Below are 15,785 nucleotides of genomic sequence, written 5' to 3' on the forward strand. Positions count from 1 at the left end.
CATTCCTTTTAGATTATTTAGTCTGCCATGTGGCTATAAGATTCTTTGCATTAGCAGTTATGTAATTATAATCGCTATTTTTTAGATCTTCTGCCTTAAATGGTGCAAGATTTTTAGAATCTTGATTTTTAACCGCTTGGGTGGGTGCAGGGTTTAGGGGTGCATTTTGACTAGAATCTTGATTCTCTAAATTTGCGCCCTTGTCTATACAATTTGAACGATTAAGCGAATTGTGATGGATAGTCATATCACTTAAATAACTCATATCTTCTAATTCGCTTAAAGCCTCTAAAGCCATAGAGCAACTGCTAGAATTTGTGGTTTTGTTTGCGTGGTTTGTTGATTTAGAATCTAGAATCTGTTTATTGTCATTTTGAGTCATAGGCGAAAAATCTTTTTTAGATTCCATGCTAGATACTTCGCCTAAAGGCTCAGTATGACAAGCGGTTGTTTTAGTATCTAGTTTATCCGCTTTATCCGCCAAATTTGGGTAGGCTGCGGGGTTTGGGGCGTAATTTTTAGAATCTATATTCCACAAACTAGAAATCACAGCAATCATATCACATTCTTTTAGTAAAGATACATTATCTACACAAATGCCACCTATGCCACATATTGGAATCTTTAGTTTATGTTTAGCTTCTACTATAACGCTTAAAGGACAAGGCTTAGCGTCCCTTTTTGTAGGTGAGGGAAAGAGAGACCCAAAAGCTACATAATCGACTTTAGCACTCTCATAGCGTTGTGCTAACTCTATGCTATCATAGCAACTCACCCCTATAATACCCTTAAAAGATTCTCTAATATCCAAAAGCTGTGATACTTCATCTTTGCCTAAATGCAGCCCACTTACCCCAAGCTTTATAGCAAGCTCATATCTATCATTTAACACAAAAAGCACATTATTTTCATTACATAAGGCTTGTAATTCCCCCACAAGTCCTATAATCTCACTATCTTTAGAATCTTTATCTCTATATTGAAATATCTTTAAACCACCTTGTATTGCTTTTTGCAATTGTGCTATTAAAGTCTTTGTAGGCGTTAGCTTTGTATCACTGATACCATAAAGCCCCTGTAGTCTTGTATATTTCATATTGCATTCTCTTTAGAATCTAAAACCTCTACTCAAAATATCGCATAATCGTATAGCCACCATCTTTTAAATATTTATCCTTTTGCATAAGCTTTAAATCGCTTTGCATCATATCAGCAACAAGCATTGATAAATCATATTTTGGACTCCAACCCAGAATCTTTTGTGCCTTGCTTGGATCACCTAATAATAAATCTACTTCAGTAGGTCTAAAATAGCGAGAATCAACCGCTACGACTTCCTTACCAATAGGCAGCTTATAATCACCACTACATTTTGCTACAATGCCCACTTCATCTACACCACTACCCTTAAACTCAATATCTATGCCAAGTTCTTTAAAGCTTAATCTCACAAAATCTCTTACTTCTGTGGTAACACCTGTTGCGATGACAAAATCTTGTGCCTTGTCTTGTTGCAAGATAAGATACATCGCCTCTACATAATCCTTTGCATGTCCCCAATCTCTTTTTGCAGAAAGATTCCCTAAATAGAGTTTATCTTGCAGTCCAAGTGCGATTTTACTCACACCGCGTGTGATTTTACGCGTTACAAATGTCTCACCGCGAATAGGACTTTCATGATTAAATAAGATCCCATTACTAGCAAAAATATTATATGCCTCCCTATAATTGATCGTAATCCAATAAGCATAGAGTTTCGCACAGGCATAAGGTGAGCGTGGATAAAATGGCGTATTTTCATTTTGTGGGACTGCTTGGACTAAGCCATACAGCTCACTTGTAGAGGCTTGATAAATCTTTGTTTTATTTTCCATGCCTAAGATTCTAATCGCCTCTAAAAGTCTAAGCGTACCTATACCATCGGCATTTGCGGTATATTCTGGTGTCTCAAAGCTAACAGCTACATGACTCATTGCGGCAAGATTATACACCTCATCTGGCTTTACAAGCTGCATAATGCGTATAAGATTTGTAGAATCTGTCAAATCCCCATAATGCAGGTGAAATCTCACATTGTCTGCGTGAATATCTTGGTATATATGATCGATTCTATCGGTGTTAAAAAGCGAACTTCTACGCTTTATGCCATGCACTTCATAGCCTTTATTGAGTAAAAACTCTGCTAAATATGCCCCATCTTGCCCCGTTATCCCTGTGATTAATGCGACTTTTGCCATATAGATTCCTTTAACTTTGAATAAAGCCTTGATTATATCGTAAAAATGTTGTGTTTAAATTGTAGAATATAATTTTAATCACTCTTGCAAACGGTTTTATCAAGGCTTTGTATAAGTTTTTATTATGTTTCATTTGCGTATAAACTCATGCTTTTAAAATACGCAATATCATACCTTTAAAACTACATGCCAAAAAATGCAAGAGGCTGACACTCTACTGCGAATACACGCACATCTTTAAACTCTTCTTTAATAAGACTTGCAAGCATACCCGCAGCAGTGTCGTTTAAGTAAAGTTTAATAATAGCATAGTTTTGCCGCCCACTTACTTGCTCTTCATCGCTTAAAAGCATATTTTTTGCTGCATACTTCTTTGCCTCAATGAAAAAGAAATCATCATAGCCATTTGCAAGTAGCAAATCAATAACATTATCCTTTATCTCAAAACGCATATAAACATCAAGCATTATCATTTTATTGTCCTTTTATTGTGTTAAAACAAGCTGCATAAAACCCAGATTCTAAGATTATGTCTTAAAATATTCACATATTCATATAAAAATAGAAATGTATAAATCATAAAAACCTTACAAAGCCTTCTATCATCAATTACACAACGCTATTCCTCCAAAGTTTGCATAATCGCTTCTATATGTTCTGTAAGTCCTAAGAAAAGTACCACATCGCCTCTTTGTAAAATAAAATCAGAATCTACATCAATATTCCAAGTCTCGCCCCTACGCACAGCAACGATTTTTACATTATCTTCCTCTCGTATTGTGCCAACACTTCGCTTTACAAAATAGCTTGTTACAATAGCCTTGCATGCACGCATATTTGCACTTAGCTCAATCTCTTCTACATTAGATTCTGTGATCTCACTAAGCAATCGATTTGCCGCCTGTCTTTCCGCATATACCACTTCATCTACGCCAAGCTTTTCTAGGATTGCTCCATGTGTGCTTGATATAGCTTTTGCGATGATTTTTTTATTATTTAACTCTTTTAATGCCATAACAGTGAGTATGCTTGCCTCAATATTTTCGCCTATGCTTACAATGACAATATCAAGTTCATTTACTCCAGCCTCTTTTAAAGCGATTTTATCCGTGCAATCGATAATATAAATCTGTTCTGCTTTATCGCGTAAATTAACAAAGCTAGATTCTGTATTATCACATAAAATCACATTTTCACCATTTTCCACAAGTCCAAGAGCTACATGATAGCCAAATTTACCAAGCCCTAGCACTGCATAACTTTTTGCCATATTTATCCTTTAAATTAAAGATTCTAAATTAATACTTTTCCTAAATCAAAACCTTCTCTTGCACATACTGCACATGCTTTGTCCTTGCCCCACCCATAAATATAAGCGTAAAGGCTAAAATGCCGATTTTACCAGAGATCATTAAAATCATAATGATAAGCAACCCGATTGTATTAAAATCCGCACAAAGACTAAGGGAGTCTCCATCGCCCATTGACATTCCAACGGTGCTAAATGCTGATACCACTTCAAATAAAAGTGGTAAAAAAGGAATGTTTGGCTCAAATATAGCCAGAAAAAAGGTTGCTACTGAAAGATAAACAAGGGCGATAATAAATACACAAAATGCCTTTGACACAATATCTTGCGGTATTGTGCGTCCAAAAATCGTAGTATTTTTTCTATTCTTAACAATAGCAATAGATAGGGCTACAAGCACCGCAAAGGTTGTAACCTTAATCCCAGCAGCAGTTCCCCCCGGTCCACCACCTATCATCATAAAAAAGATAGAAAAAAACATTGTCCGTTCTTCAAAACCGCTAATATCAAAGATATTAAAACCAGAAGTCCTATAATTTGTAGATACGAAGAAAGCATTCATAATCTTATCCCAAAATGGCACATTTTCTAGTGTTCTAGGATTTGACCACTCAAAAATAAGCACATTAATCATACCGCAAATAAGCAATAACACACTCATAACGAACACAATACGCGTATTAAGGCTTAATCGCATTCGGGGGGCTTTGTGTGTAAATAAGCGACTATAACGCACCTTTGCATAACAAAAATGTGAAAATTCCAGCGATGAAAGATAGCCAAAACCACCGATAATAATAAGCATAGGGATAACAAGATTCACGACAATATCTGCTTGATAGGGCAATAAGCCATCTTTTAGTATAGTAAATCCAGAGTTATTAAACGCAGAAATAGCATGAAAGATTCCAACCCACATGCCCTCTTTAAGATCGCCAAGCTGCCATACAAAATAAGGGCAAAGCAGGGACGCCCCGATTAACTCCACGATTAATACAAACACAATTGCTTTTAAAATCGCTTTATCAATGCCTTGCACAGAGTTATTATTAAGGTTATCAACGACATTTATTAAATCTTTTTCAGCAGCACTAAGCCTTTTGCCAATAAGTAAGAAAAGGATTCCAGCCATACTCATGTGTCCAAAGCCACCAAGCTGGATTAACACGCAAATAACAATCTGTCCATAAGTAGTAAAGTCAAGCCCTGTATTCTTTATAGCAAGTCCTGTGCAAGTCATCGCCGAAACACTCGTGAAAAGGGCTTCTAAAAAGCTCACATTCGTATGGTACATAGGCGGCATACTTAGGATTAATGTCCCAAGCAAAATGACACCCAAATATCCTGCAAGTAAAACTTTGATACTCTGAATCTGCACTCTATTCCTTTTTCATCTTTGCTATGTGAATATGTGTAATCATCTTTAGTTTGTAGAATCTAAAACGCACATATTAGCATTTTTATGTAAAGAAATACATGCATGACTTATGTTTCCTTGCGATTTTATCGTATAATTACGCTTTACAAAATAAAAAGGAATACTATGGATTTACTTGATAAAGCAATGCGTGGTGATATAGCAGACCTTGATTCAATAACTCTTGCTAAACTTTATGATTATGATATTTATGAGCTTGGGAATGCAGCATATTCAATACGAGAATCTTATTTTGATAGAAAGGTATTTTTCAATATCAATCGCCATATAAATCCTACAAATATTTGTGCTGATGTATGTAAATTTTGTGCGTTTTCAGCAAGTCGTAAAAATCCAAATCCATATAGCATGAGCATTGATGAAGTGGTAAATCTCTGTGTTAATGCTTACAATAATGGTGCAAAAGAGGTGCATATCGTAGCAGCCCATCACCCAACGCATGAATATCAGCATTATTTAGATATGTTTCGTGCGGTAAAAGATTCTGTCCCGCACATTCATGTAAAAGCTATGGGTGCAGCAGAGATTGACTATCTCACAAGAAAGTTTAATCTCCCTTTAGAGCAAGTCATAAATGATTTAATAGAATCTGGTGTTGATTCCCTGCCCGGCGGTGGTGCGGAAATCTTTGATGAAAAGGTGAGAAAGACACTTTGTCATGGTAAGGCAAACGCAGAGAGATGGCTAGAGATACATAAACTATGGCATAAGCTTGGCAAAATGAGTAATGCAACTATGCTTTTTGGACATATTGAAGAGAGACATCACAGAATTGATCACATGCTTCGTTTAAGAGAGATTCAGACTTCATTAGAGCAAGCTAATAATAAACAAGGCGGCTTTAATGCTTTTATCCCCCTGCTTTATCAAAGGGATAATAACTTTTTAAAGGCAAAGGAAGCCCCAAGCGCACAAGAGATTCTAAAAACTATGGCGATTGCTAGAATCTTATTGCAAAATATCCCGCATTTAAAGGCTTACTGGGCGTCTCTCTCGTTTAACCTTGCTATTGTATCTCAAGAATTTGGTGCAGATGATATGGATGGGACAATCGAGTATGAGAGCATACAATCAGCCGCTGGGGCGAAAAGTCGCAATGGTGTGAGTAAGGAAGAAATGATATATCAAATAAAAGATGCAGGTTTTATACCTGTGGAGCGTGATAGTTTGTATAATGAGTTGCAAAGCCATAAGGAAGTGTCATAACACTATAGCTTTAGATTCTATAACTTTGTTTATGCGTTGTGCTTGTGTGGCAGTAAAGCCATTTTGCGCTTTCTTATAATTTTAAGAGGTTTTACTATATTTAAGAGAAAAATGCTTGATTCTCACAATACAAAATCTATATCCCTGTCATTTTGATCCGTAGGCAAAAAATTTTTTAGATTCCATGTGATTAGATATTTTGCTTCGCTCAACATAACAATTTGTTGTAGGTATTAGAATCTACAAGCAGGGGTTAAATCACACCTTGGTCAATCATCGCTCCAGCAACCTTTCTAAATCCTGCGATATTTGCACCAAGCACAAGGTTTGTAGGATCGCCAAACTCTTTTGCCGTCTCACTTGCATTAGCAAAAATACTTTCCATAATGCTATGCAATCGCTTATCCACCACTTCAAAGCTCCACGGATTCATACTTGCATTTTGCGCCATTTCTAGTCCGCTTACTGCCACGCCACCAGCATTTGCAGCCTTGCCTGGTCCATAGCAAATCTTAGCATTGATAAATTGATGTGCTGCATCAAGGTTTGAGGGCATATTTGCCCCTTCACTCACGCATTTGCAACCATTAGCAAGGAGAATCTTAGCATCATTGCCATTAAGCTCATTTTGTGTCGCACTTGGGAATGCCGCAAAGCAAGGCACAGCCCACACCGGATTGCTATCTTTTGGATACTCGCTAATTGGCGTATAAACCGCTTGTGGTCGCTCTTTGGCATATTCACTTAGAGACGCTCTTCTCACTTCCTTAATCTCTTTTAGCAATGCCAAATCAATGCCATCTTTATCATAAATCATACCTTGAGAATCGCTTGCCGTTACGGGCTTTGCCCCAAGCTGATAGAGCTTTTCAATCGTGTAAATGGCTACATTTCCAGCACCAGATACGCTACAAATTTTACCCTCCAAGCTCTCGCCTCGTGCTTTTAGCATTTCTTCAGCAAAATACACGCAACCATAGCCTGTGGCTTCTGTCCTTACAAGGCTTCCACCCCACGGGATAGCCTTACCTGTAAGCACCCCATCAAAGCGGTTTGTAAGCTTTCTATACTGCCCAAAGAGATAGCCTATCTCTCGCCCACCTACGCCAATATCACCCGCTGGGACATCGGTAGTCGCACCGATATGGCGATACAGCTCATTCATAAAGCTTTGACAAAACCGCATAATTTCACCTTCGCTTTTACCCTTTGGATCAAAGTCGCTTCCGCCCTTACCACCGCCCATAGCAAGTGTTGTAAGAGAGTTTTTAAAAATCTGCTCAAAGCCCAAAAATTTAATCACGCCATCATTCACGCTTGGGTGGAATCTTAACCCACCTTTGTATGGTCCAATAGCGGAGTTAAACTCAATGCGATAGGCACGATTTGTTTGAATCTTGCCCTTATCATCAACCCAACTTACGCGAAAATGAATCTCTCTATCAGGAATCGTAAGACGCTCAAGTATGGCATAAGATTCATATCTCTTATCCTTTTGAAGTGCCGGTTCAAGGGACTCAAAAACTTCCTCCACAGCTTGATGAAAAAGTGTCTGTGAAGGATATTGCTCTTTTAATTTGTTGAGAACATTACTTGCGTATGACATAATATCTCCTTTATTTATTAATAAAATATGCTTAACACTTTTAATTATAACTAGCTAGAACTTAATAAAAACTAAAATTACAACTTTAATATAAATTTTCTTATAAATTAACGGAATATCTATTTTACAAAGTTATGAAAATGCCTATATATAGTCGTTTGTGAAATATTGCAGAATAATTATTTGGTGTGAATATTTTTCACATTTTGTTTTTATTGTGTTTCATACTGATATATTATAAACATTAACTTCTAGCATTAACTTTAGATAAGAAAGCATGTAAGAAGATAGCAAAAATTTCATATAGGATTTAGCGGGATTTAGGGCTACTATGGTGGCTTTAATATACAACCAAATCCTATAATGATGAGAGAAAATCTTTTAATGCTCTTGCTGCCTTTCTTGCAGCACTGAATGGGTGCAATTTGCCAAGTGCAGTAAGTGTGGGCATAATTGATTTGATTGCACTTTTTTGTCCGCGTAAATTTATTAATATTCTATCATTAAAGAATATTTTGTTTCGCGCTGCAACTATGGGGTGTCGTGCTGGATTTGTGGATTTGTCTGGAAAATCAACACCATCAAAATTTACAATATTATGTTTTTTATTGAGAATACTCCAAATACTTTGATCATGCCTATTTTCTATAAAGCTTTCATCATTGGGTATAGGGCTTGGACTATCATCAACAAGTTCAAAATGATGATAAAAGACATTGAGCCACTCTTGCATAATGGCTTGTGTTCTCTGTGTTTTGCATAGCATGACAAGACCACTAGCAATCTGTCTTGTATCTGTATAATGTTTGTCATTTAGAACGCCAAAATGCTGAAATACACTTGCTTTTGTCCATACTTTTCGGCACAAAAAGCGTATTAGAAAAATCACCGAAGGCATAAATCGCCCTTACACCAGCACCAAAGGCAAAAATATTATCATAAGCTATAGATACAACAGGATTAAACTCCATCATAGCAATACTTACATCTTTTAGGAATCCACCACCGACACCATCCCACTGCATAGCAAGACCAGAAGGTGTAGTAAATGAAAAGCCAAAGTTTGTTTTCATGCCCAATGGTAACTCATAGGCACGAGATTTTAAAAAGAATTTTGGCACAGGTTGCAAGGTTGTAGTCGCATATCCACCAACCCTTGCAGCACCGCAAGGCACACCGGGTTCTGCTTTATTATTTACCTTATTTGAATGTCCGTCTTTTTCACAGAAATGCCCATTAGCTACCAAACCACTGAGACCAGACGCTTCAACATTTATCCCCATATCCCTATTTTCAGTATCAAATGAAAAGCTAGGGATATAAATAAGCGTCCCATTCGCCTCAAACTCCCACTTATCACTATCCCTACCTAAACTCATATTTGCAGGATTATAGTAGGTAGAATCTGCTCCATAAGCCCCAGCGATAAACGCTGAATTAAGTGCCGTGCCATTCAAGCTTTGCTCTGTCAAACGAAAGCCAGAAGCCTGCATAGATTCTATACTCAAAGCCAACCCACAAATAACGCCCACTACTCTTTTATGTCTTAACATACATTCCTCCAAATTTTAATATTTTCCTTAAAAAGAACCAGAAATTATAACATCTTTTTGTAAAGCACTGCTGTCAAAATAAGCATATTTCCTAGAAATCAAACTATATTAATACCTCAAGTCTCTTTCCACTTAGCTTACTTGGAGTTTATAAATTTATTATTTTAGGCATATGGTAAGCTAGAACACAAGGAGTTTTTTAGCACAAAGTGGTATTGACCCAAGAATTAATCTCATCAAGGCCCTGCTAGATTCTATCCCGCCAAATGCCCTTGTCCTAGCTTATAATGCAAGCTTGAAAAAGGTGTGATAGAAAGGCTTGCTGCAAGTTTTCCACAATGTGAAAAAAGCTTTTACATATTGATTTGCAGATTGAAGGTTTAATGTATCCCTTTGCTGCAAGGTAAAAATGAGAATATAGATGATACAGCAAACACAAGATTCTAACACAAAGGAAAACGATGAAAATACGCAAGATATTGCAACTACTACGACTATACAACCCACAGCTACTAAGGAACAAGAACATGAGGAAAATAAGGAAAATCATGCAATACAAATGAAAAAGAGTATTTAAAAAATGGAGATATGGATAATTATCGCAAAGAGATTGTAAAAGCAAAAGAAGTAGAGGATAAACGAAAACAAAATATTGCAAAAACACAAAATGAAAGTGTCAATAAAGTGTTAAACTCATACAATCTTTACACAGAGGGCAGTGCAAGCAATGGCAGTGAATATAACATGCTTTACAGAAAAGACACACAAGAAATGATGAGTAAGATTCAAAAACAACTAAGCGATACAAAAATTAGAACAATGAATGAGAAAGAAAGACAAGAATCCCTATTAAGAACACAAAGCATGATATTGCAAGTTTTAGTATCACAATATGAAGTTATGCAAAATATGAATGCCAAAATATGAATACTCTATATGCAAGTATGGCATTAGATACAATAAAAGAAACAAATCCTGCGAAAGCAGACACAATTAAACCGAAAAAAATTGAAAAATTTAAGCGTAATGACATAGGACAACCTGACTTCACTTCAACATTTTTTGAGAGTAAAAGGAACTAGAAATGACAGATATAATTGTAGAAATAGGAAAGGTTTGGTTTGAAAACGAAATTATTCTATTGATTCTTATTGTAATTGTATTTTTAGCTTCAAAGATAGGTTTTATAAAAATATTACTTTGGTTACTTAATAAAATTCTCTAATAAAAGGGGCAGGTGCTATGGCAAAACAAGGCTTTAAGGGCTATACACAAGCAAAAAATGATTTGAACTATAAAACAGGCGGACAAAATGGCGTTGGCAGAAGTATCGCAAGTGGGGTAGCAAGTGCAATGGGTATGAGTGGTATGGCACAAAGAATAGCAGGACAAACAGGCAGAGATAGACAAGGCTACCAAGAGAGAATGTTACAAGCTATGCAAAATGGAGGCTTTACTGCTACACCTACACCACATGTAGAACCTAAGAATGCTAAAAATTATAAAGCCTAAATGCTAAAAGTAGAAAATAAACACATGTAAGGCTAATATAAATATCTATTTTCTTGTTATTTAAAGCCTTATATACATATACTTTAATACCAATATAGTGTTTGTAATTTACTTATTTGTATATTGTTTTACATAAAAATAATCAAAAATAAATATTTTATTAACATAATAATATATCTTATTTAATAATAAAAATTAATCAAATAAACTACAAAATAGTATTAATGTAGCATTTATTATACAAATAATACGCATTATATTTAGTGCTAATATATCAATAAAGTAATAGATTTTAATATTTAAAATAATGATAAAAACTTATTTCAACATAAACAAAGAAAAGTAAAAAAAGGGGGGGCTGATATGTTTTTGCGTAGTCAATTTTAAAAGTAAAAAGGTTAATGTTAATAAATACGCAAGTTTTCAGTTAAAAGTGATAACCTTGCTTTTCATAGCAAAAACAAGCAGTTGTGAAATATTTTAAAGTAAACAATAGTTCTAAAATCCCATCTTCTAGTATTGCTAATTCTTGTGGTAAAAGTTTCTCTAAATCTCTGCCTAAAGTTACCCCGCATATCTCTTCTTTGTAGCGTTTTGTGGGGATTATTTGCGTATAGGAATAGCTTTTTAACTCTTTTATTTTTTGTATTTCACTTTCTTCCTCTTCTTTTTCTAGTCTGCCTAAAAGCTCGGCTATTTCTTTTAAAGCTTTGCTATTTTGTATAGTGTTAAAATACTGCTTGATTGTATTTATATCTATGCGATTTCTTATACCAGCACCATTGTCAGTGCCTTTGCCTCCGGGCATTTCTATCCTTTGTCCTTTTAGCTTGTTTTGATAGGCTTCATCGCCTAGATTGCTTACATCTAAGCCTTGCTTCATCTCATCTAATATTCCCCTAAATAGCTCGATCTTTCAGAAACTCTTTTACGAAATTCAATTATTAGTTCATCACAATTCATCGAAACTATTATTTATTCCTCAGATTCTATTTGAACTCGTCCAAAACTTCGCAAAGCAGTATCTATATTAATATGGCAATAGCCATTGGGATTTTTCTCTAAATATTTTTGATGATAACTTTCTGCTTCATAAAAATTAGCTAAAGGCAGAATCTCTGTAACTGCCTTGCGATTCTGCCTTTGCTCCCACGCTCTCAAGCATTCTCTTATTACATTCTCATTCTCCAAATCTACATAATACACACCACTGCGATACTGCGTCCCTCTGTCATTGCCTTGATAATTTAACGCACAAGGATCAATGATAGATAAAAACCGCTCCATAATCTCACGCAATGAAAGCACAGATTCATCATACTCTAGCTTTAAGGTCTCAACCGCCCCACTTGTCCCACTACATACAAGTTCATAAGATGGATTTGCAATTTGAGAGTTCGCATAGCCAACAACAGAATCTAGCACACCTTTAAGCCTATCAAAATAGCCCTGCACTCCCCAAAAACAACCACCAGCAAGATAAATCACCGCCATTTTTGCCCCTTAATACAACAAACTTCTTTGAGACATAATCCTACTTATATTGTTTATATAAAACACAAATAGCCACAAAGAAATAATTTTATTTTATATGCCTATAAAATCTCTTAAAAAGCCTTTAAGATTCTAAAATTTAACTCCCAATACGCTAAGCACTAGAATCATAATCGCAACAAACTGCACAAGAGTTTAGCCCCACAAGATTACAAAAAACCTAACCCCTTAAGCCCTTCTCACTCAAATACCTATCCAAACTCTCATCATCAAGCACCCTGTCATAATATTGCAGGGCAATCCGCCTTTTATCATTTGTCTGTATATCGCCATTTATCGTGTCAATAAACTCCCTAAAATCCGCATTTTTATTCACTAGCATATCAATAGTTCTAAAATCCAAATTTCTTAGCGTTGAGGGCAAAAGCACAGAAGATTCAGGGGGTTCGAATCCCTTCCCCTCTGCCAGAGTAAGTTTTTTTTATCTTTTCAAAGCCAATCTAGTCCGTTTTCTCCGCTTCTATTTTTAGTGTATTTGTATTAGACTCTTATATTTTAAAGTGATTTTAGTCCATTAAAATTCTCATCTCACACAAAAAAATCTTTAATCTATCGCATTACACTCTACCAACATCTCCCCTTGTGCGTTGTAAAAATAATCCGTGCCTATGGCGTCTTCATAGATTCTATGCTCTATCTTTACCCCATTTTCAAGCATAAACTCCACCACCCCGCCAATACTCGCACTCCCGGGCGTAGCACTTTGGACTGCTAAGACACTGCCCTTTGGCAAATGCTCTTTATACAATATCTCACGCCCATTTATTCTAAAGTCCCAATACCCTTTGCCATTAGGGAACCAATCATCAACGCTCACCTTATCATCTTTATGCCCTATCACACGCACATCTTTTACAGGCACTTCAAAAGCTAGAATCTCACTCTCATTCCCCCACGATACCGCCCTAACAAATATGATTTGCGGATATAAACTTTTAAGCTTATTCAACATAGATTCCACTTTATCCGTGTCAAACCACTCCTTGCTTACACGCACAGCAAAGGCTTTTTGCTCTATCTGCTCTTGGGTAAGGCACTCTTGCTTAGATTCCGCACCTCTAGCTTCCACTGCCACTATCGCCCAAAACACACATAGCACAATCACAGCAAACCGCATAAACACCCCTTTTTATAGCTTCAACTATCCCTAAATTAAGATTGCAAAAAACCTAACCCCTTAAGCCCTTCTCATTCAAATACCTATCCAAACTCTCATCATCAAGCACCCTGTCATAATACTGCAGAGCAATCCGCCTTTTATCATTTGTCTGTATATCGCCATTTATCGTGTCAATAAACTCCCTAAAATCCGCATTTTTATTCACTAGCATATCAATGGTTTTAAAATCCAAGTTTCTTAGCGTTGAGGGCAAAAGCACAGAAGATTCAGTAGGCTCTAGCTCTAGCTTTATAAGCCCAATGCCAAAGCTACTATGCAGCCGCCTTAGCTCATCAAACACTTCAGAATCTAGCTCTTCAAATACCACCAAATACCCCTCATTTGCAAAGCTAGAGTTACTCACCGCTTGAAAGTAGCTCTCTTTCAAATTGCTAAAATCAAGTGAAACTTTTAGCTCAAAGGAGTAAATCTTAAAATCACGGCAGTTTAGATTCTGGCTTAGCTCTAGCGTTTCTCTCTCACTATAATCATTAAATGGGAAATGCACACCCACAATATCGGGATAGTTCCACTTATCCTGCCCACTTTGGCTCTTTTTACTCTTTTCGTGCTTTATCGTCTTTGCATACACATCAAAATAATCTTTTGCAAACCGCACAAACAGCGGGTGCAAATCCCGCTCGTGAAAGCCCCTACCTTTTTGCTTCTCGTTACTTGTCTTGCTTGTCTGTATTAGAGATTCTAATCCATTCTGCAACTCATTCTCTCTCGCCCTTAGCCAAAAGGTCGTGGGTGCTCTTGAAGCCACCATAAATATAGAATCCTGCTTATCTCTCATATCTCTATAAATCCGACCATACACCATTTTCGATGGTTTTTGACTTGCATTGACTAGATTTTTATCCAATCCACTTGCTACTATTAAATCCCAAATTTGCCCACAATTGAGCGGTTCAGTAGCATCTTGCAATACACAACTTATTGCCTCCAAATATGTCATTTTCTTTTGCATTTTTATCCTTAGAATAATATAAATAAAATTATAGCATTAGATTCCAAAAGTAACTTTAGAGTTACAAAGTCCGCTATTACTACGCGTATTTGCCTTTGATTAGTGAAAAATACGCAATGATTAAGGATAAGTAAATCTCACATAAAGGAAGTGAAAATGGCAGAGTTTGACCCAATTGATGAAAAAGTCGTGTTTGAAAAGCTAAGTAATCTTATCAATGGAATGGACTGCTCTAAGCAGAGTTTAGAGCAGCATAAAGAGCAACAAGGCGTGATTTATGCCAAAAATGGAGAGAGTATCCAATCTTCTAGCGTGGATAAAAGGATTTGCTTTGCAGATAGAATCCTAAATGGTGGAATCTTGCAAAAAGATGGGAGCTATATGAGTGATGATAAACAGTTTATATATAGCCTTGATACGAGTGGAGCGGGGCTTTTGCGTATCACTTCTGTGTGTAAAAAGACAAGCTTTACCCTAGTAAATTTCTCGCAAAAAAATGCTGATTTTGGAATCTATTTGCGTGAAAAGCCTTATAAGGAAATGGGCTTTGTGTATTGCAACACTTTTAGTTTGCACCCCTATATTAAGGCTTTTAAGGAAATCGCCCCCTATATTGCAAAGCGAATTTATAAGCCTGATTTCTTCACAAAGGCAGTGGTGAATGACTATAAAAGTATGCTTGCAAATACGCTTGGACCATTTTATGAGCCAAAATCATTTGATAAAGCGGTGCAAGAGATTAGCCTAAATCCGCAGTATCTCTATCTTCTTAATGTCGCTATGATTGAGAGTATGAAGCATTTTACTAAGGATAATGGGCTGGTAAAAGAGCTATATATTTTTGCAAGTAACCCAACACCTCCAGATAGCTTCCGCGCACAAACACTTCTTAGCACAATGAAAAGTCTCAATCGCAACATCACGCAAGGAAAGCCAGAACTTGCTATCAATCAAGTGGTGTTTCATAGCTTTGCTTTGGGCGAAGAAGTGGAGTTTTTGCAGGAATTAAGCAAAGATAGCGGCGGAAAATACTATAAAGTGGATTCTACTTTGGCGTTTAAAAAGGCATTATTAAGCCACCTTGATAATGGCAGAATGCCAGAGCCAAAAGAGCTAGGCGATGATGCGATGATAGTGCCTAGTAAGCCAGAGAAAATGCACGATGATAACCCACCAAAAGATAAGTAAAAAGCATTAGAATCTAGCTAGATTTCCTGTCAAATCTATGTGGGTTATGG

19 protein-coding genes are annotated in these 15,785 nt (G+C 36.4%); 6 read left to right on the forward strand and 13 right to left on the reverse strand.

Annotated features, from left to right (window positions below; genetic code table 11):
- Positions 1-13: 13 nt before the first annotated feature.
- The 5 genes from thiE to XJ32_RS01350 all read right to left on the reverse strand — a co-directional run bounded on the left by thiE (position 14) and on the right by XJ32_RS01350 (position 4,924).
- Positions 14-1,096, reverse strand: a complete 1,083-nt coding sequence (thiE, locus tag XJ32_RS01330; protein WP_077388102.1) for a thiamine phosphate synthase — start codon at positions 1,094-1,096, stop codon at positions 14-16.
- Between the two features lie 28 nt (positions 1,097-1,124).
- Positions 1,125-2,237 carry a GDP-mannose 4,6-dehydratase gene (gmd, locus tag XJ32_RS01335; protein WP_077388103.1) on the reverse strand — a complete coding sequence of 371 codons (1,113 nt, stop codon included), beginning with the start codon at positions 2,235-2,237 and terminating at the stop codon, positions 1,125-1,127.
- Positions 2,238-2,419: 182 nt separating this feature from the next.
- Positions 2,420-2,710, reverse strand: a complete 291-nt coding sequence (locus XJ32_RS01340; protein ID WP_020995636.1) for a DUF3240 family protein — start codon at positions 2,708-2,710, stop codon at positions 2,420-2,422.
- Positions 2,711-2,856: 146 nt separating this feature from the next.
- Positions 2,857-3,507 carry a potassium channel family protein gene (locus tag XJ32_RS01345; RefSeq protein WP_004084985.1) on the reverse strand — a complete coding sequence of 217 codons (651 nt, stop codon included), beginning with the start codon at positions 3,505-3,507 and terminating at the stop codon, positions 2,857-2,859.
- Positions 3,508-3,547: 40 nt separating this feature from the next.
- A complete protein-coding gene (locus tag XJ32_RS01350; RefSeq protein WP_077388104.1) occupies positions 3,548-4,924 on the reverse strand; it encodes a potassium transporter TrkG in 1,377 nt (458 codons plus the stop codon).
- A gap of 165 nt (positions 4,925-5,089) precedes the next feature.
- Here XJ32_RS01350 and mqnE point away from each other — a divergent pair, with 165 nt between their 5' ends.
- On the forward strand, positions 5,090-6,190 hold the full coding sequence (mqnE, locus tag XJ32_RS01355) for an aminofutalosine synthase MqnE (RefSeq protein ID WP_077388105.1): 1,101 nt from the start codon (positions 5,090-5,092) through the stop codon (positions 6,188-6,190).
- A gap of 253 nt (positions 6,191-6,443) precedes the next feature.
- Here the strand turns inward: mqnE and gdhA are convergent, their stop codons facing one another.
- The 3 genes from gdhA to XJ32_RS01370 all read right to left on the reverse strand — a co-directional run bounded on the left by gdhA (position 6,444) and on the right by XJ32_RS01370 (position 9,349).
- The gene (gene gdhA / locus XJ32_RS01360; protein WP_077388106.1) at positions 6,444-7,796 is read right to left on the reverse strand and encodes an NADP-specific glutamate dehydrogenase; all 1,353 of its coding nucleotides are present in this window, start codon (positions 7,794-7,796) and stop codon (positions 6,444-6,446) included.
- Between the two features lie 358 nt (positions 7,797-8,154).
- A complete protein-coding gene (locus tag XJ32_RS01365) occupies positions 8,155-8,664 on the reverse strand; it encodes a hypothetical protein (protein ID WP_254422411.1) in 510 nt (169 codons plus the stop codon).
- On the reverse strand, positions 8,606-9,349 hold the full coding sequence (locus XJ32_RS01370) for an outer membrane protein transport protein (protein WP_077388107.1): 744 nt from the start codon (positions 9,347-9,349) through the stop codon (positions 8,606-8,608). Before XJ32_RS01370 ends, XJ32_RS01365 begins: the two co-directional genes overlap by 59 nt.
- A gap of 421 nt (positions 9,350-9,770) precedes the next feature.
- On the opposite strand from XJ32_RS01370, the gene XJ32_RS11650 reads away from it, so the two are divergent.
- From XJ32_RS11650 to XJ32_RS01380, 4 genes are all read left to right on the forward strand, one after another.
- The gene (locus tag XJ32_RS11650; protein WP_155761421.1) at positions 9,771-9,926 is read left to right on the forward strand and encodes a hypothetical protein; all 156 of its coding nucleotides are present in this window, start codon (positions 9,771-9,773) and stop codon (positions 9,924-9,926) included.
- Positions 9,927-9,937: 11 nt separating this feature from the next.
- Positions 9,938-10,276 carry a hypothetical protein gene (locus tag XJ32_RS01375; protein WP_254422412.1) on the forward strand — a complete coding sequence of 113 codons (339 nt, stop codon included), beginning with the start codon at positions 9,938-9,940 and terminating at the stop codon, positions 10,274-10,276.
- On the forward strand, positions 10,273-10,431 hold the full coding sequence (locus XJ32_RS12160; RefSeq protein ID WP_167619982.1) for a hypothetical protein: 159 nt from the start codon (positions 10,273-10,275) through the stop codon (positions 10,429-10,431). Before XJ32_RS01375 ends, XJ32_RS12160 begins: the two co-directional genes overlap by 4 nt.
- Before the next feature lie 160 nt (positions 10,432-10,591).
- Positions 10,592-10,861: a hypothetical protein gene (locus tag XJ32_RS01380; protein WP_104686068.1), complete on the forward strand. Its 270-nt coding sequence runs from the start codon at positions 10,592-10,594 to the stop codon at positions 10,859-10,861.
- Between the two features lie 427 nt (positions 10,862-11,288).
- On the opposite strand, the gene XJ32_RS01385 is transcribed toward XJ32_RS01380, so the two are convergent.
- The 5 genes from XJ32_RS01385 to XJ32_RS01405 all read right to left on the reverse strand — a co-directional run bounded on the left by XJ32_RS01385 (position 11,289) and on the right by XJ32_RS01405 (position 14,547).
- Positions 11,289-11,744: a hypothetical protein gene (locus XJ32_RS01385; protein ID WP_254422413.1), complete on the reverse strand. Its 456-nt coding sequence runs from the start codon at positions 11,742-11,744 to the stop codon at positions 11,289-11,291.
- A 92-nt stretch (positions 11,745-11,836) separates the two neighbouring features.
- Complete coding sequence (msrA, locus tag XJ32_RS01390) at positions 11,837-12,355, reverse strand: peptide-methionine (S)-S-oxide reductase MsrA (protein ID WP_077388108.1); 519 nt, start codon at positions 12,353-12,355, stop codon at positions 11,837-11,839.
- A gap of 220 nt (positions 12,356-12,575) precedes the next feature.
- Positions 12,576-12,737: a hypothetical protein gene (locus XJ32_RS12555; protein WP_254422414.1), complete on the reverse strand. Its 162-nt coding sequence runs from the start codon at positions 12,735-12,737 to the stop codon at positions 12,576-12,578.
- Between the two features lie 222 nt (positions 12,738-12,959).
- Positions 12,960-13,532 carry a hypothetical protein gene (locus tag XJ32_RS01400; RefSeq protein WP_077388110.1) on the reverse strand — a complete coding sequence of 191 codons (573 nt, stop codon included), beginning with the start codon at positions 13,530-13,532 and terminating at the stop codon, positions 12,960-12,962.
- Between the two features lie 52 nt (positions 13,533-13,584).
- The gene (locus XJ32_RS01405) at positions 13,585-14,547 is read right to left on the reverse strand and encodes an HTH domain-containing protein (protein WP_077388111.1); all 963 of its coding nucleotides are present in this window, start codon (positions 14,545-14,547) and stop codon (positions 13,585-13,587) included.
- Between the two features lie 156 nt (positions 14,548-14,703).
- Between XJ32_RS01405 and XJ32_RS01410 the strand changes: the two genes are divergently transcribed.
- On the forward strand, positions 14,704-15,735 hold the full coding sequence (locus XJ32_RS01410) for a hypothetical protein (RefSeq protein ID WP_077388112.1): 1,032 nt from the start codon (positions 14,704-14,706) through the stop codon (positions 15,733-15,735).
- The last annotated feature ends 50 nt before the right edge of the window (positions 15,736-15,785 follow it).

The sequence above is a fragment of the Helicobacter bilis genome, assembly GCF_001999985.1.
GTDB lineage: Bacteria > Campylobacterota > Campylobacteria > Campylobacterales > Helicobacteraceae > Helicobacter_A > Helicobacter_A rappini.

Coding starts and splice junctions, on each gene's coding strand:
- XJ32_RS11650 (WP_155761421.1), top strand. CDS start 9,771: ATGATACAGCAAACACAAGATTCTAACACAAAGGAAAACGATGAAAAT.
- XJ32_RS12555 (WP_254422414.1), bottom strand. CDS start 12,737: ATGCTAGTGAATAAAAATGCGGATTTTAGGGAGTTTATTGACACGATA.
- gdhA (WP_077388106.1), bottom strand. CDS start 7,796: ATGTCATACGCAAGTAATGTTCTCAACAAATTAAAAGAGCAATATCCT.
- XJ32_RS01375 (WP_254422412.1), top strand. CDS start 9,938: ATGGATAATTATCGCAAAGAGATTGTAAAAGCAAAAGAAGTAGAGGAT.
- XJ32_RS01405 (WP_077388111.1), bottom strand. CDS start 14,547: ATGCAAAAGAAAATGACATATTTGGAGGCAATAAGTTGTGTATTGCAA.
- XJ32_RS01410 (WP_077388112.1), top strand. CDS start 14,704: ATGGCAGAGTTTGACCCAATTGATGAAAAAGTCGTGTTTGAAAAGCTA.
- XJ32_RS01370 (WP_077388107.1), bottom strand. CDS start 9,349: ATGTTAAGACATAAAAGAGTAGTGGGCGTTATTTGTGGGTTGGCTTTG.
- XJ32_RS12160 (WP_167619982.1), top strand. CDS start 10,273: ATGAATACTCTATATGCAAGTATGGCATTAGATACAATAAAAGAAACA.
- msrA (WP_077388108.1), bottom strand. CDS start 12,355: ATGGCGGTGATTTATCTTGCTGGTGGTTGTTTTTGGGGAGTGCAGGGC.
- XJ32_RS01380 (WP_104686068.1), top strand. CDS start 10,592: ATGGCAAAACAAGGCTTTAAGGGCTATACACAAGCAAAAAATGATTTG.
- thiE (WP_077388102.1), bottom strand. CDS start 1,096: ATGAAATATACAAGACTACAGGGGCTTTATGGTATCAGTGATACAAAG.
- mqnE (WP_077388105.1), top strand. CDS start 5,090: ATGGATTTACTTGATAAAGCAATGCGTGGTGATATAGCAGACCTTGAT.
- XJ32_RS01345 (WP_004084985.1), bottom strand. CDS start 3,507: ATGGCAAAAAGTTATGCAGTGCTAGGGCTTGGTAAATTTGGCTATCAT.
- XJ32_RS01400 (WP_077388110.1), bottom strand. CDS start 13,532: ATGCGGTTTGCTGTGATTGTGCTATGTGTGTTTTGGGCGATAGTGGCA.
- XJ32_RS01340 (WP_020995636.1), bottom strand. CDS start 2,710: ATGATAATGCTTGATGTTTATATGCGTTTTGAGATAAAGGATAATGTT.
- XJ32_RS01385 (WP_254422413.1), bottom strand. CDS start 11,744: ATGAAGCAAGGCTTAGATGTAAGCAATCTAGGCGATGAAGCCTATCAA.
- gmd (WP_077388103.1), bottom strand. CDS start 2,237: ATGGCAAAAGTCGCATTAATCACAGGGATAACGGGGCAAGATGGGGCA.